The sequence below is a fragment of the Chromatiaceae bacterium genome, from assembly GCA_024235395.1.
Lineage (GTDB): Bacteria > Pseudomonadota > Gammaproteobacteria > Chromatiales > Chromatiaceae > Thiosocius.
In genome coordinates this window covers 1,501,100-1,522,835 of sequence record JACKMK010000001.1, presented here as the reverse complement: position 1 = coordinate 1,522,835, position 21,736 = coordinate 1,501,100, and the positions used below count along the sequence as shown (strand labels likewise).

The following is a 21,736-nucleotide window of genomic DNA, read 5'->3' as shown; positions in this document are numbered from 1 at the left end:
CTCTGGCATGTACAGATGACACGCGGGGCGCGCGACCGGCGCGCCGGCGCTGGCTTGTGCCGTTCGGCACACCGGGTGCCCGGCCACCGTTCTTTGAACTCGCGCACATCGGTCGAAATACCTCGTTACATTTGGTTACTGCGGAGAAAACCCTCCACGCATGCCTTGCGTCTAGTCTGCGCCCCATCGATTGCGCAAGGCCGCTGGACAACCCGGTACCCCGGAACGCGGTGGCGCCGCGCGGCAGTCGATTCACTGCAACCAGATGAAGGAAATGATTCATGACCCATATTATGAAAGTGGCCGCCATCGCGTCCTTGTTTGCATCGGTTTCGGCCTTCGCCCATCACCCCGCCGCGGATATCGTCGATCCCGAGATCTATGAGATGATCGACGAGAACGTCGCCGATACGCCGCATGCCGATATGGTCTTCGACGACATGGGGCGCTAAGCGGCATCGCCGTCCCGGTCTTCGGCCGGAGGCATCGAAAGGGTCGGCCCGTTGACGCGGCGCCGGCTTTTTCGTTTTGGGTGTGCCTCGGTACGTCGGATTCGCCACCGGTGCCGGTGTTACCCTGGTGACGCTAGCGTCGACGGTTGCAGCTAGGCTGTGTCAACGAACAGTTTCGACGACCCGCGACGGCGGGACAGGTCGATGGGGGCGGTCACGATGGTGCATCTCTCAAGGTTTACGTTCGCAATCGTGCTCAGCTGGCACGGTACGGCCTGGTCCACCGACCCGGCGGCTGCATTGCAGAGCCACAACCAGGTCCGTTCCAGTGTCAGTGCAGGTCTGCTGCCCGGGCAGCCGGCCGCCGATCCGCCGCTGCCGTTGCTCAGCTGGGACCCGGCCATGGCGGTCGGTGCCGCGGACCACGCGCGACGCTGCCTCTGGGAGCACGCCGACAACCTGGTCAATACCGGCGAAAACCTGGCGTTCTCCACCGATCCGGGGTTCGATATCCGGCAGGCGGTGTCCCTGTGGGCCGACGAGTACCGCGATTACGATTTCGCCAACGGGCAGTGCACTGGCGACGGCTGCGGGCATTACACGCAGCTCGTATGGCAGAGCACGCTGCTGCTCGGCTGCGGGGAGCAATTGTGCGAGACGCTGCGCCTGTCGGATGGCAGCGTGGTGGCCCGCCAGGCTCGACTGCAGGTCTGTCGCTACGCGGCTGGAGGCAACATCGCCGGCGTGCGCCCGTATTCGACCGCCGGCGAGGCCCCGGCGTTGCTCGCCGATTTCTCCGATCGGACCGGCGTACTGCGGTTGCCGTACGCGCTCGTATGGCAGCCGAACAACGTCGTGCTGCCGGTCAGCGCCGCGTTCGCCTTGGTCTCGACCAGCCCGATCCGTTTCGAACTCAGCGACGTGTCGGACGAACCGTTTCGGGACAACTATCTGGTCAACCTGTACGACGCAAGGTCGTCGAGGTTGTTCGTTTCGCGGCTCGAGACCCTGCTCGGTGGCGAGCGGCAGCGGTACGGTGCGGTACTGCGCGCCGTACCCGGCACGGCGCCGCTCCAGATCGAACTCGAGTATTTCCGCTGATCGCCAGGGGCGCTTGTTGCGCCTCTTACGGTTCCGTATCCTGCCGCGGTGCCTGTACACAGCCGAACGCTCGCCGCCACGCCTGTCACCGCGCTGAAGGGGGTGGGTCCGAAGAACGCCGAGCGCCTGCATCGGCTGGGGATCGAGAGTGTCCAGGATCTGCTGTTCCATCTGCCGACGCGCTATCAGGACCGCACCCGCATCGTGCCGATCGGCAGTCTGCGCCCGGGCGATCAGGCGGTCATCCAGGGGCAGGTCGAACTGGCCGAGGTCCGGTACGGCCGCCGGCGGGCGCTGCTGGTGCGCCTGGCCGACGGCAGCGGCGGCATCATCCTGCGGTTTTTTCATTTCAGCGCTGCGCAGCAGGCGAACATGGCGCGCGGCAGCTGGCTGCGCTGTTTCGGCGAAGTGCGCAACGGGCCGAACAGCTACGAGCTGGTCCACCCGGAGGTGCAGCGTGTTGCCGAGGACGAGCCGGTCGCCGCGGCCGCGTCACTGACCCCGATCTATCCAACCACCGAAGGCATGCACCAGCTCAGTTGGCGCGACCTGACCGAGCGCGCACTGGCGCTGCTCGGACAGGGCGGGCTCGACGAATTGCTGCCGCCGGCGGTCCTCGATGCGCTGCGTCTGCCGTCGCTGGCCGATGCGGTCCGCCTGCTGCACCGACCGCCGCCAGAACATGCCGAGCGCCTGCTGTCGGACGGTGGACATCCCGCCCAGCGCCGCCTGGCCTTCGAGGAATTGCTCGCGCACCAGCTCAGCATGCGCACCCTGCGCCAGCGGCAACGGCGACACCGGGCACCGGTGTTGGCCAGGGATGGTGAGCTGCAGCGGGCATTGCTCGCCCGGTTGCCGTTCACACTCACCGCGGCGCAGCGCCGCGTGTTTGCACAGATCGGCGCGGACCTCGCGCAGGCGCAACCCGCGATGCGCTTGGTGCAGGGCGACGTCGGCTCCGGCAAGACCGTGGTCGCCGCATTGGCGGCGCTGAGCGCGGTCGAGGCTGGCTGCCAGGTCGCACTGATGGCACCCACCGAACTGCTGGCCGAACAGCACCTGGGCAGTTTCGAATCCTGGCTCGATCCGCTTGGCGTACGCATCGGTTGGTTGAGTGGGCGGCACAAGGGGCGCCGCCGGGAGTCCACGTTGGCGGCGCTGGCGAGCGGCGAGCTGCAGGTCGTCGTCGGGACGCACGCGCTGTTCCAGGAGGATGTCCGGTTCGATCGACTGGGTCTGGTGATCGTCGACGAACAGCATCGTTTCGGAGTCCATCAGCGGCTCGCATTGCGCGAGAAGGGCGGCGGTGTCGAGGTGCCTCACCAGCTGGTGATGACCGCGACCCCGATCCCGCGCACCCTGGCGATGACGGCCTATGCGGATCTCGACCTTTCGGTGATCGACGAACTGCCGCCCGGGCGGCGGCCGGTCTCGACCGTGGTGGTCAACGACCGCCGCCGCGACCAGGTGGTCGAACGCGTCGCAGCGGCGTGCCGCGACGGTCGCCAGTCCTATTGGGTATGTACCCTGATCGAGGAGTCCGAGGCGCTGCAGGCGCAGGCCGCGGCGGACACGGCAGCCGCACTCGCGGAGGCACTCGAGGGTATTCGGGTCGGCTTGGTCCACGGTCGTCTGAAGGCGGCCGAAAAGGCGGACGTGATGGCGGCGTTCAAGGCGGGCGAGATCGATCTGCTGGTCGCGACCACGGTGATCGAGGTCGGTGTCGATGTGCCCAATGCCAGTCTCATGGTGATCGAGAACGCCGAGCGCCTGGGTCTTTCGCAGTTGCACCAGCTGCGCGGCCGGGTGGGGCGCGGTTCGCAGCAGAGCCACTGCGTGCTGCTCTACCATCCCCCGCTCGGTGGCGTCGCCCAGGAGCGTCTCGCAGTCATGCGCACGACCGACGACGGTTTCGAGATCGCCCGGCGCGACCTGGAGATCCGCGGGCCGGGCGAGCTGCTCGGTACCCGGCAGACCGGCGAAATGCAGTTTCGGGTCGCCGATCTGTTGCGCGACCAGGACCTGGTGCCGCAGGTGCAGGCACTCGCCGACGAGCTGATCGCGCAGTATCCGGAACGGGTCGCGCCGCTGATTCAGCGCTGGGTGGGGCGTCGCGAGCAGTACGCGGATGTCTGAGCCGTGCGCCGGTCGAGCCGGGCGTGGCTGCTGCCGGCGTGCGATAATTGGCCCCATCTCCGGTCCCGCCGATCACGATGTTTCGACGTAGCAAGGCAATAAACTGCGCCCCTCGAGAACCGACCTGGACGACGCTGACGTCGCGCCGCCTGCCGGGCTGTGACACGCAGACCCACGCCTGGTTGACGGACGACGGGTCACTGACCCGGTCGGTGATCGCGAGTTGTCGCCGCCGGTTCAGCGTCGATCTGCTCGGCCAGGCGGCAGCCGCGGCACTGACCAGCGAGGCGGCGCTGCTGGCATCCGGGCCGCCGCGTGCGACCCTGGTGCGCGAGGTGCGACTGTACTGCGGACGCGACGCCTGGGTGTTTGCACGGACCCTGATCCCGATGGCCAACCTGCGTGGACCGGTCAGGGCGCTGACCCGCCTCGGACGACGGCCGCTCGGCGAGGTGCTGTTCTCCGATCCGACGACGCGCCGGCTGCGTGTCGAGGTGGCACGGATCACCGCGCGGCATTGCCTGTTTGCCCGCGCCACCGCGCACCTGCGCCGTCGGCCGGCGGCGATCTGGGGGCGGCGCACGCTGTTCGAGTATCGCGGTGAGCGTATCCTGGTGAACGAGCTGTTCCTGCCCGGCATCGCGGAGCTGCGGCAGTGAGTGTCGGACAGCCATCGGCGGCGGTGCCGCAGTGGCGGTCGCGTCTCGCACTCTATTGGCGGCTGGTCAGGGCCGACCGGCCGATCGGCATCTATCTGCTGCTGTGGCCTGCGCTCTGGGCGTTGTGGATTGCCGCCGAAGGGGTGCCGCCGTGGTGGACGCTCGTCGTGTTCGTGCTCGGCACCGCGCTGATGCGTTCGGCCGGCTGCGCGATCAATGATTTTGCCGACCGCGACTTCGACGGGCATGTCGAGCGTACGGCACAAAGGCCGTTGGCGACCGGCCTGATCAGTGCGCGTGAGGCCGTGCTGGTGTTTGCGGCACTGAGCCTGCTCGCATTTGCGCTGGTATTGACGCTCAACGCCAGGACCATCGCGCATTCATTCATCGCGCTCGGGCTGGCCGCGCTGTATCCCTTCACCAAGCGCTACATCCAGGTGCCGCAACTGGTCCTCGGGTTGGCATTCGGCTGGGCCGTTCCGATGGCGTTCACCGCGGTGCAGGACCAGGTGCCACCAGTGGCGTGGCTGCTGTTTGCCGCGACCGTGGTCTGGGCACTGGTCTACGACACCATGTATGCAATGGTCGATCGAGAGGATGATCTGCGCATCGGCATCAAGTCGACTGCGATCCTGTTTGGTCGATACGACCGACTGGCGATCGGCGTGCTGCAGCTGGTGATGCTGGCGTTGTTGTGGTCGGTGGGAGACCTGTCCGGGCGCGGCATCGTCTATCACGCCGCCCTGGCCGGGGTCGCGGCATTGTTCGTCTACCAACAGTGGTTGATCCGCGCGCGCGACCGGGCGGCATGTTTTCGCGCGTTCCTGAACAATCATTATGTCGGCATGCTGTTGTTCGCCGGTCTGTTGATCGACTATCTCGCGGACCGCGTTTGATGGTCCTGCTGCGCCTGTTGGTCTGGCTCGTGGTTTTGGCACCGGGTCTTTGGTGGGGATGGCAGGCGCTGCACGCGCCACCGCCCGCACTGGAACTCGAGGACGGCGCACGCCTGGAATGGGTCGACTGCTGGTTCGAGCGCCCCTGGTGGCGGCCGATCCACTGCGGCCGGCTGCACACGGCACCTGAACCGGGGGCGAACCCCGAGCGTTTTGCGCTGCCGGTGGTGTACCTGCGGCAATGGTTCTGGAAGCGCCGTGGTCCACCGGTGCTGTACATCGCCGGTGGACCCGGTGGTTCTGCCTGGCTGAAATCCGACGAGATCGCTTTCTGGCTGGAATGGTTCGATGCGAACGATTGGCCTGCCGACCTGGTGCTGTACGACCAGCGCGGCGTCGGCCTGTCGCAACCGGCCTACGATTGCCCCGAGCTGCGCACGGTGCGCCGCGAGTTGCTGCCGTTGCCGCTGCCGACCGAAGAGACCTACCGCCGAGTGCGCGACGCCTCACGTGCCTGCCACGACCGGCTGCGTGCCGATGGCGTCGACCTGCACCGTTTCACCACGGATCTGAACGTGCGCGATGCGATCGATCTGATGCGGGCGATGGGCCTGGAGCAATGGGATCTATACGGGGTGTCCTACGGCAGCCGCGTTGCCCTGGAGATGATGCGCCGCGCGCCACGGCTGCTGCGCGCCGCGGTGCTCGACTCACCCTACCCGCCGGAGGTCAATGGCGAGCTCGCGGATGCCTGGTTGCTGCAGCGTGCGCTGGAACTGTTCGGTCGGATCTGCGAGCTGGCCGGTGAGTGTGCACAGACCCCAGAGGAGCTGCAGACGCGGCTTGCCGAGGCTAGCGAACGCGTCCGGCGGGAGTCGATCAAGCTGAGCGTGCGCGACCCCGACACCGGTCGCGACATTGCGGTCGTGTACGACGACGAGGACCTCGCCTGGCTGCTGTTCGACGCGATGTACCAATGGGACCTGATACCGCATCTCCCGGAGAGTCTGCGTGCGCTCGCCGAGGGACGCCTGGACAGCCCGATGCGCAGCCTGATCCAGGACAGTGTCGACAACCTACTCGACGACGCGATCAGCGACCCGGTGGCGAGTTCGGTCGACTGCCACGACGGGGGTGCGGTCGACCTGCGTGATGCCGAGGCCCAGTTGCAGCTGTATCCGCGTGCGGCGCAGATAAAGCGCTTCGACTGGCAATACCATGCCTGCCGTTTCTGGGATTCGGGCGAGGCGCCGGCGGCGTTCCGCACCCCGGTGGTCGCCGATGTGCCAACCTTGCTGCTGGCCGGCGAATTCGACCCGGTCACGCCGCCGGAGTGGGCCGAAGACGCCGTGCGGCATCTGCGACGTGGCCGGGTCTTCGTATTCCCCGCGGTCGGTCATGGCGTGCTCGACAGCCACGTCTGCGCGGCCGAACTGGTGCGCGATTTTTTCTCCGATCCGAACGATCCTGTCGTTCCTAAATGCCTGGAACGTTTGTAGTTTTCTTGTTTTCGGTCAGTGTTTCCGGCAGCCCGGGGTTGATTATGCAGGCCGGGTAGGCTAAAAACCCGCGGCCTTAAGCAATCTTCGGAGTCGGAACAGACATGACAGTGGAACTGCCGGAAGGTTACGAGCCCAGCCCGGACGAGGAATATATGAATTCTCTCCAGCTGGAGTATTTCCGCCGCCAATTGCTGCGCTGGCGTGAAGAGCTGATGACCGAGGCGCAGGAGACGCTGGACAATCTGCGCGACAAGTCCTACCAGGAAGTGGGCGACGAGGCCGATCGGGCAAGCCGCGAGAGCGAGCACGGCCTGGAACTGCGCACCCGCGACCGTTATCGTAAGCTGCAGCGCAAGATCGAGCAGGCGCTCGAGCGCATCGAAGACGGCTCCTACGGTTATTGCGAAGATACCGGCGAACCGATCGGCGTGATGCGGCTGAAGGCACGCCCGATCGCGACCCTGACCATTGACGCCCAGGAGCGGCGTGAAATGAAGGAGCGGGTGCTGGCCGACCGCTGAAGGTCTCTGCTCCGGTACCTGCCGTGTGGTAAGCGGGTCGCGCGCCCGAACAGGGGCTCTCAGGGCGCTGTCGTCCGGCGGGCGCGCGGGGTACGCGCAATGGCCCAGACCTCTATCTGTTGTACACCGGCCTCACGCAATGCGCGGCTGGCGGCCTCGACGGTCGCCCCGGTCGTGATCACGTCATCCACCAACGCAATGTGACTGGGAAGACCTGCGGCAGCGGCAAATGCGCCTTGCAGGTTGCGTAGACGTGCGGCGCGCCCCAGTCCGCGCTGCGGCCTGGCGCCATCGCCGCGCCGCAGCGCGGCTGTCGACCACTCGATCCCGAGTTGGCGCGCGAGCCGGCGGGTCAGTTCGGCGGCCTGATTGAAACCCCGCTCACGCAGTCGCCGGGCCGACGATGGCATCGGCAACAGCAGCTGCGGAAACGGCTCGCGCCGTGCGAGTTCCCCGGCGAGCAGGTCCGCGAGAAAACGACCGTCCGCCAACCGGTGGTGATACTTGAAACCGGCGATCAGGTCGTCGACGGGCGCAACATACAACAGCGGTGCGACTGCGCGATCGAACGTGGGTGGGTGACGCAGGCACTCGCCACAAAGACTTGTGCTGATCGTGCCCAGCGGCAGCGCGCAACGCACGCAGGCATTGCGGTTGCGGGGCAGTTCGGCGAGGCAGGCCTGGCAGACGCCGTCGGCCGGTGCGTTGCACAACCGGCAGGCACTACCGAACCAATGTGCAATATTTGGCCAAATGTTAACCATTGAATTCCCTTTCGGTTGACAGCCATCCTGGCCAACCTATGATGGCACGTCCGGTGCTTCCCGTTGAACCTGGGTTGGCATGGCGCGACGGCGGCGAGTGGCTCCTGTCCGCGTCGCGAGACCCATCCGTCGCTCCGCCTCAGGCAACGCTGCGCACCGATCCGGACCGCGACGGCTTCGTCCTCGCTGGTGATCGTTCAGCTTGAGGAGAGTCGCCGACATGCAAACCGCGGATACCCATGGCGCCGTGCGCCACGACTGGACGCTGGAAGAGATCAGCCGCCTGTTCGCTCTGCCGTTCAATGATCTGCTGTTTCAGGCGCAGACGATACATCGCACGCATTTCGATCCGAACCGCGTCCAGGTCAGCACGCTGCTGTCGATCAAGACCGGTGCCTGTTCCGAGGATTGCGCCTATTGCTCACAGAGCGCGCGTTACGACACGGGTCTCGAGCGCGAGCGACTGCTGCCGCTCGACGAAGTGGTCGAGGCCGCGCAGGCGGCCAAGGCCAAGGGGGCGACGCGTTTCTGTATGGGGGCCGCGTGGCGCAATCCGACCGACACGAATCTCGAACGGGTGGTCGAGATGATCGGCGCGGTACGCGATCTGGGCATGCAGACCTGCGTGACACTGGGCATGCTGACCGAAACGCAGGCACAGCGGCTGCGGGATGCGGGGCTCGATTACTACAACCACAACCTCGATACATCGCCGGAGTTTTACGGCAATGTGATCACGACGCGCACCTTCCAGGACCGCCTGGATACCCTGCGCTTCGTGCGCGAGGCGGGGATCAACGTCTGCTCGGGTGGCATCCTCGGGATGGGCGAGCGGTCCACGGATCGCGCACGCATGCTGCAGGAGTTGGCCAATCTGCCGCAGCATCCCGAGTCAGTGCCGATCAACATGCTGGTGCAGGTCGAAGGCACACCACTGCATGGCACGGACAAGCTCGACCCGCTGGAGTTCGTGCGCAGCATCGCGGTAGCGCGGCTGCTTATGCCGAAGAGTTACGTGCGCCTGTCGGCCGGCCGTACCGATATGAGCGACGAGATGCAGGCCTTGTGTTTCCTCGCCGGCGCCAATTCCATCTTCTACGGCGAGCGCCTGTTGACCACCGATAATCCCGCAGCCGATCACGACCGGACCCTGTTTGCGCGGCTGGGGATGCAGATGGAATCCGGCGAGCTGGCAACTGACCAACAGGTGTGTTGCGGTCCGGCGCACTGAATGCTGCGCTTTCGGCCCACTGCACGATGCCGGCAGCTGTTGTCCCAACGTCGTCAATCCGGGACGTGCGCGCGCCGTGGCGGTCCGCGCGCGGGATGAACTCATGAAGGCGTTGCGCGCCGCACTCGAACGCCGCCGTGGCGACGGCCTGTATCGCACCCGGCGTGTCGTCGACGGTCCGCAGGGGCCGGAGTTGATGGTCGATGGCAGGCGTATGCTGGCGTTCTGTTCCAACGACTACCTCGGCCTCGCGGCCGACCCACGCCTCGCCGAGGCGGCCAGGCGCGGCATCGCACGTTACGGCGTCGGTGCCGGTGCCGCTCACCTGATCAGCGGCCACAGTAGTGCACACCACGCGCTCGAGGAGGAGCTGGCGACGTTCACAGGACGCGAGCGCGCGCTGCTGTTCTCGACCGGATACATGGCGAACCTCGGTGTGATCAGCGCGCTGCTGGGGCGCAACGACCAGGTGTTCCAGGACCGTCTGAACCATGCCTCGCTACTCGACGGCGGTCTGCTGTCGCGCGCGGCGTTCAAGCGCTATCCGCATGCCGACGTGGCCGCATTGGACGGACAGCTTGCCGCCGGGGCGGGTGGGCGTCGCCTGGTCGCCACAGACGGCGTCTTCAGCATGGACGGCGACGTTGCGCCGCTGCAATCGCTCGCGGCGACCTGCAGCGCGCATGATGCGTGGCTGATGGTCGACGAGGCACACGGCATCGGTGTACTCGGTCCGCAGGGGCAGGGCAGTGCCGTTGCGGCGGGCCTGGACCAGGATGCGGCGCCGATCCTGATGGGCACACTCGGCAAGGCCATTGGGACCGCCGGTGCCTTCGTCGCCGGTTCCCAGGAACTGATCGAGACGCTGATCCAGTTCGCGCGGCCGTACATCTACACGACGGCAATGCCGCCGGCGATCGCCGAGGCCACCCGGGAGAGCCTGAGGATCGTCGCCGCAGAAGACTGGCGACGTGAACGCCTGCAGGGGCATATCCAACGCTTCCGCCACGGCGCGCAGAGGCTTGGTCTGCAGCTGATGGATTCGCCGACGGCGATTCAACCGTTGATGCTGGGCGACGCGGCGCGCGCCAACCTCTGGAGCGACGCGTTGAAGCGTGAAGGGATCCTGGTCGGCGCGATCCGGCCTCCGAGCGTCCCGGACGGCGCGGCGCGGCTGCGCGTCACCCTGTCGGCGTCGCACACCGCCGGCCAGGTCGAGACCCTGCTCGCCGTCCTCGGCGAGGTGGCGGCCGGGGAGCGGCGATGAAGCTCTACCGCGACGAAACCGGGCGCGGACCCCAACTGGTGCTGCTGCATGGCTGGGGCATGAATGCCGCCGTCTGGGAACCGCTGCTCGGTGAACTCGCCCGGCACTATCGCGTCACGATGATCGAGCTGCCTGGGCACGGCGCCAGCCCGGCCGCTCCGGTGGCGGATCTGACGGTCTGGGCGCAGGCGTGCCTGGACGCGGCACCGGCGCGAGCGCACTGGCTGGCCTGGTCGCTCGGCGGCCAGGTGGCGCTGCGCGCCGCGCGGCTCGCACCGGACCGGGTTGCCGGTCTGTTCCTTGTGGCCACGACCCCGCGTTTCGTACAACAGGATGACTGGCCGTGCGCCATGCCGGCAGCGACCTTCCACCAGTTTGCCGATGCGCTCACCGACGATGCGCACGCCACGGTGTTGCGTTTTCTCGCACTGCAGGTGATGGGCGACGAGCGCGCACGCGAGACCTTGCGCATCCTGCGCGCCGAGCTCGAGCGGCGGCCACACGCCAGCCCAGAGGGTCTGAGACAGGGCCTGGAGTTGCTGCTGCGCAACGATCTGCGCACCGAACTGTCGACGTTGCCGGGTCCGGTCGATTGGGTGTTCGGCGCGCGCGATACGCTGGTGCCGTCGACACTGCGCGCCCGTCTGCCCGATCTCTGCCCGGGTGGCGCGATGCATGTCGTGGCCGGTGCCGGGCATGCCCCCTTCCTTTCGCATCCGGCCGACTGCCTGGCGTTGCTCGACGCAGCGGTCCGCGGTGCCGGTATCGAGGTGAACGCGGATGGCTGACACCGATCCCCCGCAGCTCGACAAGGCACAGGCGCTGCGGGCCTTCGGGCGTGCGGCGTCTGGCTACGACGATGGCGCCTTCCTGCAGAACGAGATCGGCCGTCGCATGCTCGAGCGGCTCGACTACATGCGTGTCCAGCCGCGGGTCATCCTCGACATCGGTTGTGGCACCGGGACGGCGACCGAGGCGCTGCTGCGGCGCTTCCCGAAGGCGATGGTCATCGCGCTGGATTTTGCACTGCCGATGCTCGAACGTGCCCGGCGGCGCGGGCGCTGGTTGCGTCGTCCGCGCTGTGTCTGCGGCGACCTCGACGCATTGCCGTTGGCGGCGAACAGTGTCGACCTGATATTCGCCAATGCGGCACTGCAGTGGAGCACGCAGCCGGCCCAGACATTCATGGACATCGCCCGGCTGCTGCGACCGGAAGGGTTGCTGATGTTCTCCAGCTTCGGTCCGGACACCCTGCACGAACTGCGCGCCGCCTGGGCGCAGGTCGACGGACGGTCACATGTACACCGGTTCATCGACCTGCATGACTACGGCGACATGCTGATGGCGGCCGGACTCGCCGACCCGGTGATGGATGTCGAGCGGCTCACGTTGACCTACGCCGACCCGCTGCAACTGATGCGAGAGATCAAGCAGATCGGCGCCGCGAACGCCAGCCTGCAGCGTCCGCGAGGCTTGACCGGGCGGGGGCGCATCCAGCGTGTGTGTGCGGCATACGAACAGTTCCGTGGCCCGGATGGGCGCCTGCCGGTCAGCTACGAGGTGGTGCACGGCCATGCCTGGGGCGCCGCGCAGCGCCGCGTGGACGGCGAAACCCGGGTCTCGCTGGACGTGCTGCGGCGCCCGCGATGAACCGCGGCGCCTTCGTGACCGGCACCGACACCGGGGTCGGCAAGACGCTGGTCGCCAGCGCGTTGATCAGGGCTTTGCGACGCCGGGGCCTGGTCGTCGCCGGCTACAAACCGGTGGCCGCCGGTGCCGAATGCCGTGACGGAAAGCTGCGCAATGACGATGCCTTGACGTTGGCCGACGCAAGCGGCCTGGACGTCCCATACTGTCGCGTAAACCCCTACTGCTTCGCGCCGGCGATCGCCCCGCACATCGCGGCTGCAGACCGGTCGGTCGTCATCGAACTGGACATAATTAAGAGAGAATTCAATGAGCTGCAGCGAATCAGCGATGCCGTGGTCGCGGAGGGTGCGGGCGGCTGGCTGGTGCCGTTGGGCAGGGATCTGACGATGGCGGATGTCGCCAGGACGCTCGACCTTCCGGTCCTGATGGTGGTGGGTCTGCGGCTGGGCTGCCTGAATCACGCGCTGCTGACGGCGCAGGCCATCCAGGCCAGCGGCGTCAGGCTGGCAGGTTGGATCGGTTCCCAGGTGGATCCGGCTATGCCGCGGCCGGTCGAAAACCTCGCGACGCTCGATGCGCAGCTCGACGTGCCCTGCCTGGGGGTGATGGGCAACCCGCAGCACCCGGCCTGCGCCGATGTCTCGCGGCCGTTGTTTGCCGACGGTTTCTGAGAGTCCGTCCCCGGAGCACGGGTATTCCGGCGTTTGTTTGACCTAGATTAACAAAATGGAATATTAGAGAAGTCAAATACCATAAAAAGATTTTTAACTGATCTAGCTCAAATTTGTTTGGCTCCCGGTGTGGCGCGCGCTACCCTGCCCCCGCGGAAAAAACGGTTGCGATGCCGTTCGTTTCCTAGACGCGAACGGCACTGAGCCGCTGGGAATGCCTTGCAGATGGTGATCTCCGATAGCTGTCCCGACAGCACTGTCCGTCGGGTGGTGATCAGACCAAACCGCTCAATGAGTTGGCACCAATCGATGATGTTCCTGGCTGCACTTGCGGTGCCGCTGCTGCTGGTATCGCTGGTGCTCGCCGCGCGCGGTCTATGGCTCGTCCTGCCATTCGCCGGACTGGAGCTCGCTGCAGTGTATGCGTGCATCTATATCGTCTCGCACGCCTCGCGCCGCTGCGAGGTCGTGTCGATCAGCGAGTCGCTGGTCACGATCGAAAAAGGTCGCGACCGCGGGCGCTGCCCCGAGAGGGGCGGGCCCGAACAGCGCGTCGAGTTTGCGCGGGGCTGGGTGAAGGTCGAGCTGAGCAAAAACCGGGAGCGATGGTATCCGCGGCGATTGTGGATCGGCGTTTCCGGCAAGCGCGTAGAGATTGGCGAGTTCCTGGTCGACGAGGAAAAGGCCGAACTCGCGGCAGAGCTGGACAGACTGCTCTCCGCATGAATTTTGCGCACCTGGTCCCTTGTTGTGGGAGCGGGCGCGCCGCACAAGATAACGAATACCTATTCGGGGGGACCGAGAAAGTGACAGTGAAGCGTAAATTGGCCAGGCTTCTGCCGGCGTTCCTGGGGGCGACAGTCGTGTCGGCACACGCTGACTACGCACTCAACATGCGCGAAGGGGTTACGTCGACCAGTCAGAGCGTCTACGACCTGCACATGACCATCTTCTGGGTGTGCTGCGCCATCGGTGTGGTGGTGTTCGGCGCGATGATCTATTCGATCATCTACCACCGGAAGGCCAAAGGTGCGGTCGCTGCGCAGTTCCACGAGAGCACCACGATGGAGATCCTGTGGACCATCGTGCCGATTGTGATCCTCGTGAGCATGGCGATCCCGGCCACCAGCACGCTGCTGGCCATGGAGGACACCGGTAATGCCGATTTGACCATCAAGGTCACCGGTATCCAGTGGAAGTGGAAATACGACTACGTCGACGGTGACGCTGCCGGGGTGTCGTTCATCAGTTCGCTGCACCCGAAACACAATGAAGCACGCGTGCTCGGTTCAGGCGTCGATGTCACCCAGTTCGGTGACCAGTACCTGCGTGATGTCGACAACCCGCTGGTCATTCCGACCGGTAAGAAGGTGCGGTTCCTGTTGACCGCGGCGGACGTGATCCATTCGTGGTGGGTGCCGGACCTCGGTTGGAAGAAAGACGCCATCCCCGGTTTCGTCAACGAGGCCTGGACCCAGGTTGACGAGCCCGGCGTCTACCGCGGCAAATGTGCCGAACTGTGCGGAAAGGACCACGGCTTCATGCCGATCGTCGTGATCGCCAAGGCGCCCGAGGACTACGCGAAATGGGTGGCCGAGCAGAAGGGCGCTGCCGCTGCAGCCGCCGCGTCGGCGGATCGCGAGTGGACCAAGGACGAGCTGATCGCGAAGGGTGAACAGGTGTACAACACCAACTGCGCAGCCTGCCACCAGCAGAATGGTCAGGGCGTACCGCCGGCATTCCCGGCGCTTGCCGGCAGCAAGATCGCGACCGGCGAGGCAGCCGCGCATATCGATATCGTCATGAACGGCAAAGCCGGCACGGCGATGGCGGCCTATCGCAACATCCTGAACGACGCGGATATCGCCGCGGTCATCAGCTATGAGCGCAACAGCTGGGGCAATAGCGCCGGTATCGTTCAACCCGCTGCGGTCAAGGCAGCCCGCTAAGTAGAATCTGGGAGAGTCACGAAGATGAGTACCGCTACAGCAACTCACGACGACCATCACGATCACGGGCCGGCCAAGGGCCTGATGCGGTGGGTCACCACAACCAACCACAAGGACATCGGTACGCTGTATCTGTTGTTTGCGCTGGTGATGTTTTTCATCGGCGGCGCGATGGCGATGGTGATCCGCGCGGAGCTGTTCCAGCCGGGTATGCAGGTGGTCGATCCGCAGTTTTTCAACTCGATGACCACGGTGCATGCGCTGGTGATGATTTTCGGCGCTGTGATGCCGGCATTCACCGGCCTCGCCAACTGGCTGATTCCGATGATGATCGGCGCGCCCGACATGGCGTTGCCGCGCATGAACAACTTCTCGTTCTGGATTCTGCCGTTCGCGTTCTCGCTGCTGTTGTCGACCTTCTTCATGGCCGGCGGCGGCCCGGCGGCCGGCTGGACGATGTATCCGCCACTGGTGCTGCAGACCGGTGACGGATTCCCGTTCATGATCTTCGCGATCCACCTCGCCGGCATCTCGTCGATCATGGGGTCGATCAACATCGTGGTCACGATCCTGAACCTCCGTGCACCGGGCATGACCCTGATGAAGATGCCACTGTTCGTCTGGACCTGGTTGATCACCGCGTACCTGCTGATCGCCACGATGCCGGTGCTCGCCGGTGCCGTGACCATGCTGCTGACCGACAAGTTCGCCGGCACCAGCTTCTTCAGTGCGGCCGGCGGCGGTGACCCGGTGATGTATCAGCACATCTTCTGGTTCTTCGGTCACCCCGAGGTCTACATCCTGATCCTGCCGGCGTTCGGTATCGTTTCGGCGATCGTGCCGACCTTCGCGCGCAAGCCGCTGTTTGGCTACAGCTCGATGGTCTATGCGACCGCTTCGATCGCGTTCCTGTCGTTCATCGTCTGGGCACACCACATGTTCACCGTCGGCATGCCCGTGGTCGGTGAGTTGTTCTTCATGTACGCCACGATGATGATCGCGGTGCCCACCGGGGTGAAGGTGTTCAACTGGGTGTCGACGATGTGGAAGGGCTCGATGACCTTCGAGACGCCGATGCTTTTCGCGATCGGATTCATCATGATGTTCACCATCGGTGGTTTCTCCGGGCTGATGCTGGCGATCGCGCCGTCTGACTTCCAGTACCACGATACCTACTTCGTGGTGGCGCACTTCCACTACGTCCTGGTAACCGGTGCGATCTACTCGATCATGGCGGCGACCTACTACTGGTTGCCGAAGTGGACCGGCAACATGTACGACGAGAAACTGGGCAAGCTGCACTTCTGGATCTCGACCGTCTCGGTCAACGTGCTGTTCTTCCCGCAGCACTTCCTCGGCCTCGCCGGCATGCCGCGGCGTATTCCGGACTACTCGATCCAGTTCACCGACTGGAACATGATCTCGTCGATCGGCGGATTTGTTTTCGGCGCCTCGCAGTTGATGTTCCTCTGGCTGGTGATCAAGACCATCCGCGGCGGGGAGAAGGCGACCGACCAGGTCTGGGAAGGCGCGCACGGTCTCGAATGGACGCTGCCGTCGCCGCCGCCGTACCACACCTTCACCGAGGCCCCTGAGGTCAAGTAACGCGTGGTACAGGTCCCCGTCGTCCGGCGGGGACCCACCACCGGCAGAACGCACATGACGAATGTTGAAGACAAGTCGAAGGCCAATATCCGGTTGGCAGTGATACTGGGAGTGGTCGCGTTCGGTTTCTTCCTGCTGGGCCTGTATCTGTCGACTGGAAAGGGGGGCTGAACCCTTGAGTTCGCAGATTGAAAGACGCAACAACCGCTCGTTCGTGCGGATCGCCGCGGTCGCGGTCGCGATGTTCGGCTTCGGTTATCTGCTGGTACCGTTGTACGACGTGTTTTGCGAGATCACCGGTCTGAACGGAAAGACGGGTCGGGTCGACGAGGCGGCAGTCGTATCGCGCTACCATCCGGATATGACGCGCACCGTGACCGTGCAGTTCGTTGCGAACAACAATACCGGCATGCCGTGGGATTTCGGTCCGACGGTCGCCAGCATGCAGGTGCATCCCGGCAAGGTGTATGCGACGGCGTTCAGCGCGCGTAATCCGACATCGCACGACATGATCGGACAGGCGGTGCCGAGCGTCGCACCGGGCAAGGCCAGCCGCTACTTCAACAAGACGGAATGTTTCTGCTTCAACCAGCAGCCGCTGGCGGCGGGTGAGCACAAGGACATGCCGTTGCGGTTCATCGTCGATCCGAACCTGCCAAGAGACGTCGAGACGCTGACGCTCGGTTACACCTTGTTCGACGTGACCCAGCAAGTGGCAATGAAATAGGTCCCGCCGGGCATCTGCCGGGCGGATGAATAATCAATCAACGATTCACGATACAGATATTCTGGGGGGAGACATGGCGCATACGAGTGACCATTACTACGTGCCACACGGCAGTCACTGGCCAATAGTCGCCAGTGTTGCACTGACGATCGGTGTCATCGGTGCCGCGAACTGGTTCAACGGGAATACCTCGGGGCAGATGATCCTGCTGCTCGGCCTGGCGATGGTCGCGTTCATGATGTTCGGCTGGTTCGGCACGGTCATCAACGAGAGTCTCAAGGGCGTGTACAACGAGCAGGTCGACCGCTCGTTCCGCCAGGGGATGATGTGGTTCATCTTCTCCGAAGTGATGTTCTTCGCGGCCTTCTTCGGCGCATTGTTCTATGCGCGAGTTCTGATCCTGCCGTGGTTGCTGGGTGGAGACTTCTCTACCCATGAATACCTCTGGAAGGGTTACGGCGAGGCCTGGCCGACCAACGGCCCGGGCAACGTGGGTGGCGACTTCCACAGCATGGGCGCCTGGGGCATCCCGGCGATCAATACACTGCTGCTGCTGACTTCCGGTGTGACGATCACCCTTTCGCACTGGGCGCTCAAGGCGAACGATCAATCGAAAATGGTGTTGTGGCTGGTCGCCACGGTGGCGCTCGGCGTAACCTTCCTTGGTTTCCAGGCGTACGAGTACTACCACGCGTACCACGAGCTGAACCTGACCCTGGGCTCGGGCATCTACGGCTCGACGTTCTTCATGCTGACCGGATTTCACGGCATGCACGTGACGATCGGTACCATCATGCTGATCGTGATCACCCTGCGTGCGGCGAAAGGACATTTCTCGCCGGAACACCACTTCGCGTTCGAGGGTGTTGCCTGGTACTGGCATTTCGTCGACGTGGTCTGGCTCGGCCTGTTTATCTTCGTATACGTGCTTTGACGCTACTGCCGGGCACGGCCTTGGTCGTGCCCGGATCTTGCCCGACCAGCCCCGCTGACCGAGCGGCGCAACTGCAGGTCGCTATCTCCCTGGCATGATGCCGTGGGGTTCGATCACCCCGGTTGCAATCAGCAGCATAAGGAACGCGAACAGGCCGATCGACAGGCCGATGCGCCATGTCAGTGCTCGCAGCGTCCGGCGTGAATCGCCGCGATCGTTCACCAGGTAGTAGAGCCCCGATGCGAGACTGGCGATGATTCCGACGAAGACGACAACGATGATGACCTTGATCCACACAGCAGCTGATTCCTCATTGAGTGCGGCGGCAGTATAACAGTCAGCCAGATGCGAATTCCGCCCATCGACATTGGACACTACCGCTTCGCTCCGGCGCTTTGGCCGAGTGTCGCTTTTGTCGTGATATTCCCGATCCTTCTGGGGCTCGGCTACTGGCAGACGCAACGCGCCTACGACAAGCAGGCTTTGCTCGAGCAGCGTGCCGCGGGAGAACTCGCCGCGCCGTTGCAGTTGCACTCGTCGATGACGCTGGCTGGGCAGGACCGCTACCGTCTTGCGCGGGTACGTGGCCGTTTCGTGCCCGAACAACAATGGCTGCTGGACAACCGCGTGTTCGCCGGCCAGCCGGGTTACCACGTGTTCACGCCGTTCCAGATCGATGGCGAAGAGGCCCCGGGTTTGCTGGTGAACCGCGGCTGGATCGCCGTCGGTGCCTCGCGCGAGTTCCTGCCCGCATTGCCGGTGACCGAAGGCACCGTGACCCTGACCGGTCGTCTGGATTCACCCGCCTCGGTCGGCCTGGTCTTGGGCGAGGTGCCGCTGCACAGCGTCGCCGACAAGGTGCTGGTCCAGTCGCTGGATGTCTCCGCGTTGGCCGAGGCGCGCGGTATGCGGCTGCTGCGCTACACCCTGGTGATCGATGAGGGCCAGCCGGGTGGCCTGCAGTACGACTGGACCCCGATACCCGATATCGGACCGGAAAAGCACATCGGCTACGCGGTGCAATGGTTCGGTCTCGCGACGGCGCTGCTGATCATCTACGTCGGTGTAAATACGCGGCGCCGCGGCGACGACGGGGGCAAACATGTCAACGCCTGAGGCAATGGTGGCGCGCAACAACAGGACCAAGCTGATCCTGATCGTCGCGCTGTTCATGCTGCCGCCGATCGCCGCCTGGGTGGCATGGAAAGTGATGGGCGACGCTGGCGCCGGTGCAACCACCAATGCCGGCACGCTGATTGCTCCCGCCCGACCGGTGCACCTGGTCGGCGTGGTCGACGCAGACGGTCGTCCTGCAACCGATGCCGAGCTGCGCGGTCGCTGGACATACGTGGTGTTCGGTGCCGCCGGGTGCGACCAACGCTGCGAGCGGCAGCTGTACCTGACGCGGCAGATTCGCCTGGCGATGAACAAGGACATCGCGCGCGTGCAGCGCCTCCTGGTTCTCGATCGTGCCCCGGCACAGGACCTGGCGCAGCGGCTTGCGGCCGAACACGAGGATCTGCGCTGGGTCGTCCGCGATTCAACCGCCGAGCCATTTCTGCAGCGTTTTCGCGGCGACGGCTTCGACGCCGGCGGCAGTCACTATTTTCTCGTCGATCCGCTCGGCAACCTGATGATGAGCTATGACCTGGAGGTCCCGGCCAAGGGCATGATGCGGGACTTGCAGAAGCTGCTCAAGATCTCGCAGATAGGCTGACGATGGCATACCGGCGATTCGTAATCTTCACCTGCCTGCTCGCGTTTGCAGTGATCCTGCTCGGCGCCTACACGCGACTCGCCGATGCCGGACTCGGGTGTCCGGATTGGCCGGGTTGCTACGGTCACCTGACCGTGCCGGCCAGCGAAGAACACGTTGCCGACAAACGCTACCTCGAGCAACGCGCGCTGGAGCCGGAGAAGGGCTGGAAGGAGATGATCCACCGCTACTTCGCCGGCACGCTCGGTCTGTGCATCCTGACGATCACCGTCTGGTCCTGGGCGCGCCGTCGGTACGATGCGCGTCAGCCGGTCTGGCTACCGACAGCCCTGCTCGCGCTGGTGGTGTTTCAGGCCGCACTGGGGATGTGGACGGTGACCCTGCTGCTCAAGCCGATCGTGGTGATGGGGCATCTGCTCGGCGGCTTCGCGACCTTCGCGCTGCTGGCCCTGCTGGCGATGCGTGCCGGCAGCCGTCCGCCGCCGGTCGGGAGGGGCGGTTGGCGCCTCGCTGCAGGCCTGGGATTGCTGATCCTGGTGGCGCAGATCGCGCTCGGTGGCTGGACGAGTTCCAACTATGCCGCGTTGGCCTGTCTCGATTTTCCGACCTGCCACGGCAGCTGGCTGCCGGCGATGGATTTCCGCGAGGCGTTCGTGATGTGGCGCGGTCTCGGCGTGAACTACGAGTACGGGGTGCTGGATCATCCGGCCCGGACAGCGATTCATTTTTCGCATCGCGTCGGCGCGCTGATCACTTTCCTGTACCTTGCCTGGCTCGCATTGGGTATCCTGCGCAGCCGTACCTCCCTGACCGGCGCGGCCCTGCTGGTCGGTGGACTGCTGATCGTCCAGGTCGGTTTGGGTATCGGCAATGTGCTGCTGCACCTGCCGCTCGAGGTTGCGACCGCCCACAACGGTGTCGCCGCCTTGCTGCTTCTTTCAATGGTCTATCTGAATTTTCGATTATGGCAACGACAGTACTGAATTCCGCACGCCCGGCCTGGAAAGACTATCTCCAGCTGTGTAAACCCAACGTCGTGGCGTTGATCGTATTCACCGCCGTGGTCGGCATGCTGCTGGCGGCACCGGGCATGGTGCCGCTGGATGCCCTGGTGTTCGGTACCCTGGGAATCGGCCTGGCGGCGGCCTCGGCGGCCGCTATCAACCACGTCGTCGACCAGAAGATCGACGCGGTGATGGGACGTACCAGCGGCCGGCCTTTGCCGAAAGGTGCGGTCAGCAGTCGCGATGCCTTGGTTTTCGCCCTGATCATCGGCGCGATCGCGATGGCGACGCTGGCGCTGTTGGTGAATGCGCTGACGGCCTGGCTGACGTTCCTCTCGCTGATCGGTTACGCGGTGATCTACACCATGTACCTGAAGCGGGCGACACCCCAGAACATCGTGATCGGCGGTGCGGCGGGTGCGGCGCCCCCGGTGCTCGGCTGGGCGGCCGTGACCGGGAGCGTGGATCCCGGGGCGCTGTTGCTGTTCCTGATCATCTTCACCTGGACGCCGCCGCACTTCTGGGCGCTTGCGATCCATCGCGAGGAGGAATACCGCAAGGTCGACATGCCGATGTTGCCGGTCACCCATGGCAGTGACTTCACGCGCCTGCAGATCCTGCTGTACACGGTGTTGTTGCTGGTGGTGACCCTGCTGCCCTACGGATACGGTATGAGCGGCGGACTCTACCTCGGTGGGGCCATCGTGCTTGGCCTGGGATTCCTGTACTACGCAGTGCGCCTGTACCGCAACGACGACAACCGCATGCCGATGCGCACCTTCGGCTACTCGATCATCTATCTGATGGCGCTGTTCGCCCTGCTGTTGACCGACCACTACGTGCCGCACCTGGTCGCGCTGGCCGGTTAGCCGGCCGCTCTTCGGTTACGCGGCACCTCGCCGCAAACCGTTCGCCACGCCGGGTGTCCCGGTCATCGCTGCGAGACAATG

Annotated in this window: 23 protein-coding genes; 21 read left to right on the top strand and 2 right to left on the bottom strand. The window is 64.9% G+C overall.

The window, feature by feature from the left end; translation table 11 throughout:
- The first annotated feature begins 281 nt into the window (after positions 1–281).
- From H6955_07095 to dksA, 7 genes are all read left to right on the top strand, one after another.
- Positions 282–452, top strand: coding sequence for a hypothetical protein (locus H6955_07095; protein MCP5313304.1), 171 nt, complete (start codon positions 282–284; stop codon positions 450–452).
- A 204-nt stretch (positions 453–656) separates the two neighbouring features.
- Positions 657–1,553 carry a hypothetical protein gene (locus H6955_07090; GenBank protein ID MCP5313303.1) on the top strand — a complete coding sequence of 299 codons (897 nt, stop codon included), beginning with the start codon at positions 657–659 and terminating at the stop codon, positions 1,551–1,553.
- A gap of 48 nt (positions 1,554–1,601) precedes the next feature.
- Positions 1,602–3,689, top strand: a complete 2,088-nt coding sequence (gene recG / locus H6955_07085) for an ATP-dependent DNA helicase RecG (protein MCP5313302.1) — start codon at positions 1,602–1,604, stop codon at positions 3,687–3,689.
- A gap of 77 nt (positions 3,690–3,766) precedes the next feature.
- Positions 3,767–4,348, top strand: coding sequence for a chorismate lyase (locus H6955_07080; protein MCP5313301.1), 582 nt, complete (start codon positions 3,767–3,769; stop codon positions 4,346–4,348).
- Positions 4,345–5,244: a 4-hydroxybenzoate octaprenyltransferase gene (ubiA, locus tag H6955_07075; protein ID MCP5313300.1), complete on the top strand. Its 900-nt coding sequence runs from the start codon at positions 4,345–4,347 to the stop codon at positions 5,242–5,244. The genes H6955_07080 and ubiA overlap by 4 nt, the downstream gene beginning before the upstream one ends.
- Positions 5,244–6,743, top strand: coding sequence for an alpha/beta hydrolase (locus tag H6955_07070; GenBank protein MCP5313299.1), 1,500 nt, complete (start codon positions 5,244–5,246; stop codon positions 6,741–6,743). The genes ubiA and H6955_07070 overlap by 1 nt, the downstream gene beginning before the upstream one ends.
- 104 nt (positions 6,744–6,847) lie before the next feature.
- Positions 6,848–7,267 (top strand): RNA polymerase-binding protein DksA, encoded by a 420-nt coding sequence (gene dksA, locus H6955_07065; GenBank protein MCP5313298.1) that lies wholly within the window; start codon positions 6,848–6,850, stop codon positions 7,265–7,267.
- A gap of 59 nt (positions 7,268–7,326) precedes the next feature.
- Here the strand turns inward: dksA and H6955_07060 are convergent, their stop codons facing one another.
- Positions 7,327–8,031, bottom strand: coding sequence for a ComF family protein (locus H6955_07060; GenBank protein ID MCP5313297.1), 705 nt, complete (start codon positions 8,029–8,031; stop codon positions 7,327–7,329).
- A 220-nt stretch (positions 8,032–8,251) separates the two neighbouring features.
- On the opposite strand from H6955_07060, the gene bioB reads away from it, so the two are divergent.
- From bioB to H6955_07010, 10 genes are all read left to right on the top strand, one after another.
- Positions 8,252–9,262: a biotin synthase BioB gene (gene bioB, locus H6955_07055; protein ID MCP5313296.1), complete on the top strand. Its 1,011-nt coding sequence runs from the start codon at positions 8,252–8,254 to the stop codon at positions 9,260–9,262.
- 103 nt (positions 9,263–9,365) lie between these two features.
- Positions 9,366–10,529: an 8-amino-7-oxononanoate synthase gene (gene bioF / locus H6955_07050; GenBank protein ID MCP5313295.1), complete on the top strand. Its 1,164-nt coding sequence runs from the start codon at positions 9,366–9,368 to the stop codon at positions 10,527–10,529.
- On the top strand, positions 10,526–11,317 hold the full coding sequence (gene bioH, locus H6955_07045) for a pimeloyl-ACP methyl ester esterase BioH (protein MCP5313294.1): 792 nt from the start codon (positions 10,526–10,528) through the stop codon (positions 11,315–11,317). The genes bioF and bioH overlap by 4 nt, the downstream gene beginning before the upstream one ends.
- Positions 11,310–12,179, top strand: a complete 870-nt coding sequence (bioC, locus tag H6955_07040; protein ID MCP5313293.1) for a malonyl-ACP O-methyltransferase BioC — start codon at positions 11,310–11,312, stop codon at positions 12,177–12,179. The genes bioH and bioC overlap by 8 nt, the downstream gene beginning before the upstream one ends.
- Positions 12,176–12,850 (top strand): dethiobiotin synthase, encoded by a 675-nt coding sequence (gene bioD, locus H6955_07035; GenBank protein MCP5313292.1) that lies wholly within the window; start codon positions 12,176–12,178, stop codon positions 12,848–12,850. The genes bioC and bioD overlap by 4 nt, the downstream gene beginning before the upstream one ends.
- 291 nt (positions 12,851–13,141) lie before the next feature.
- Entirely contained in the window at positions 13,142–13,576 is a 435-nt protein-coding gene (locus H6955_07030; GenBank protein ID MCP5313291.1) for a DUF2244 domain-containing protein, read from the top strand.
- Positions 13,573–14,799, top strand: a complete 1,227-nt coding sequence (gene coxB / locus H6955_07025) for a cytochrome c oxidase subunit II (protein ID MCP5313290.1) — start codon at positions 13,573–13,575, stop codon at positions 14,797–14,799. The genes H6955_07030 and coxB overlap by 4 nt, the downstream gene beginning before the upstream one ends.
- Positions 14,800–14,823: 24 nt before the next feature.
- Complete coding sequence (gene ctaD, locus H6955_07020; GenBank protein MCP5313289.1) at positions 14,824–16,404, top strand: cytochrome c oxidase subunit I; 1,581 nt, start codon at positions 14,824–14,826, stop codon at positions 16,402–16,404.
- A gap of 175 nt (positions 16,405–16,579) precedes the next feature.
- Positions 16,580–17,131 (top strand): cytochrome c oxidase assembly protein, encoded by a 552-nt coding sequence (locus H6955_07015; protein ID MCP5313288.1) that lies wholly within the window; start codon positions 16,580–16,582, stop codon positions 17,129–17,131.
- A 73-nt stretch (positions 17,132–17,204) separates the two neighbouring features.
- Positions 17,205–18,065, top strand: a complete 861-nt coding sequence (locus H6955_07010; GenBank protein ID MCP5313287.1) for a cytochrome c oxidase subunit 3 — start codon at positions 17,205–17,207, stop codon at positions 18,063–18,065.
- Between the two features lie 81 nt (positions 18,066–18,146).
- Here the strand turns inward: H6955_07010 and H6955_07005 are convergent, their stop codons facing one another.
- Positions 18,147–18,362 carry a twin transmembrane helix small protein gene (locus H6955_07005; protein ID MCP5313286.1) on the bottom strand — a complete coding sequence of 72 codons (216 nt, stop codon included), beginning with the start codon at positions 18,360–18,362 and terminating at the stop codon, positions 18,147–18,149.
- 48 nt (positions 18,363–18,410) lie between these two features.
- Here H6955_07005 and H6955_07000 point away from each other — a divergent pair, with 48 nt between their 5' ends.
- Genes H6955_07000 through H6955_06985 form a run of 4 tightly spaced genes read left to right on the top strand, consistent with a single transcriptional unit; the run spans position 18,411 to position 21,655 of the window.
- Positions 18,411–19,181, top strand: coding sequence for an SURF1 family protein (locus tag H6955_07000; protein ID MCP5313285.1), 771 nt, complete (start codon positions 18,411–18,413; stop codon positions 19,179–19,181).
- Positions 19,168–19,782 (top strand): hypothetical protein, encoded by a 615-nt coding sequence (locus tag H6955_06995; protein ID MCP5313284.1) that lies wholly within the window; start codon positions 19,168–19,170, stop codon positions 19,780–19,782. The genes H6955_07000 and H6955_06995 overlap by 14 nt, the downstream gene beginning before the upstream one ends.
- 2 nt (positions 19,783–19,784) lie before the next feature.
- Positions 19,785–20,765, top strand: coding sequence for a COX15/CtaA family protein (locus H6955_06990; protein MCP5313283.1), 981 nt, complete (start codon positions 19,785–19,787; stop codon positions 20,763–20,765).
- Positions 20,747–21,655, top strand: a complete 909-nt coding sequence (locus H6955_06985) for a protoheme IX farnesyltransferase (GenBank protein ID MCP5313282.1) — start codon at positions 20,747–20,749, stop codon at positions 21,653–21,655. Before H6955_06990 ends, H6955_06985 begins: the two co-directional genes overlap by 19 nt.
- Positions 21,656–21,736: the final 81 nt, after the last annotated feature.

Coding starts and splice junctions, on each gene's coding strand:
- ctaD (MCP5313289.1), top strand. CDS start 14,824: ATGAGTACCGCTACAGCAACTCACGACGACCATCACGATCACGGGCCG.
- H6955_06990 (MCP5313283.1), top strand. CDS start 19,785: ATGGCATACCGGCGATTCGTAATCTTCACCTGCCTGCTCGCGTTTGCA.
- bioC (MCP5313293.1), top strand. CDS start 11,310: ATGGCTGACACCGATCCCCCGCAGCTCGACAAGGCACAGGCGCTGCGG.
- H6955_06985 (MCP5313282.1), top strand. CDS start 20,747: ATGGCAACGACAGTACTGAATTCCGCACGCCCGGCCTGGAAAGACTAT.
- dksA (MCP5313298.1), top strand. CDS start 6,848: ATGACAGTGGAACTGCCGGAAGGTTACGAGCCCAGCCCGGACGAGGAA.
- bioH (MCP5313294.1), top strand. CDS start 10,526: ATGAAGCTCTACCGCGACGAAACCGGGCGCGGACCCCAACTGGTGCTG.
- H6955_07030 (MCP5313291.1), top strand. CDS start 13,142: ATGAGTTGGCACCAATCGATGATGTTCCTGGCTGCACTTGCGGTGCCG.
- H6955_07000 (MCP5313285.1), top strand. CDS start 18,411: ATGCGAATTCCGCCCATCGACATTGGACACTACCGCTTCGCTCCGGCG.
- bioB (MCP5313296.1), top strand. CDS start 8,252: ATGCAAACCGCGGATACCCATGGCGCCGTGCGCCACGACTGGACGCTG.
- bioF (MCP5313295.1), top strand. CDS start 9,366: ATGAAGGCGTTGCGCGCCGCACTCGAACGCCGCCGTGGCGACGGCCTG.
- H6955_07095 (MCP5313304.1), top strand. CDS start 282: ATGACCCATATTATGAAAGTGGCCGCCATCGCGTCCTTGTTTGCATCG.
- coxB (MCP5313290.1), top strand. CDS start 13,573: ATGAATTTTGCGCACCTGGTCCCTTGTTGTGGGAGCGGGCGCGCCGCA.
- H6955_06995 (MCP5313284.1), top strand. CDS start 19,168: ATGTCAACGCCTGAGGCAATGGTGGCGCGCAACAACAGGACCAAGCTG.
- H6955_07070 (MCP5313299.1), top strand. CDS start 5,244: ATGGTCCTGCTGCGCCTGTTGGTCTGGCTCGTGGTTTTGGCACCGGGT.
- H6955_07060 (MCP5313297.1), bottom strand. CDS start 8,031: ATGGTTAACATTTGGCCAAATATTGCACATTGGTTCGGTAGTGCCTGC.
- bioD (MCP5313292.1), top strand. CDS start 12,176: ATGAACCGCGGCGCCTTCGTGACCGGCACCGACACCGGGGTCGGCAAG.
- H6955_07010 (MCP5313287.1), top strand. CDS start 17,205: ATGGCGCATACGAGTGACCATTACTACGTGCCACACGGCAGTCACTGG.
- H6955_07080 (MCP5313301.1), top strand. CDS start 3,767: ATGTTTCGACGTAGCAAGGCAATAAACTGCGCCCCTCGAGAACCGACC.
- H6955_07090 (MCP5313303.1), top strand. CDS start 657: ATGGGGGCGGTCACGATGGTGCATCTCTCAAGGTTTACGTTCGCAATC.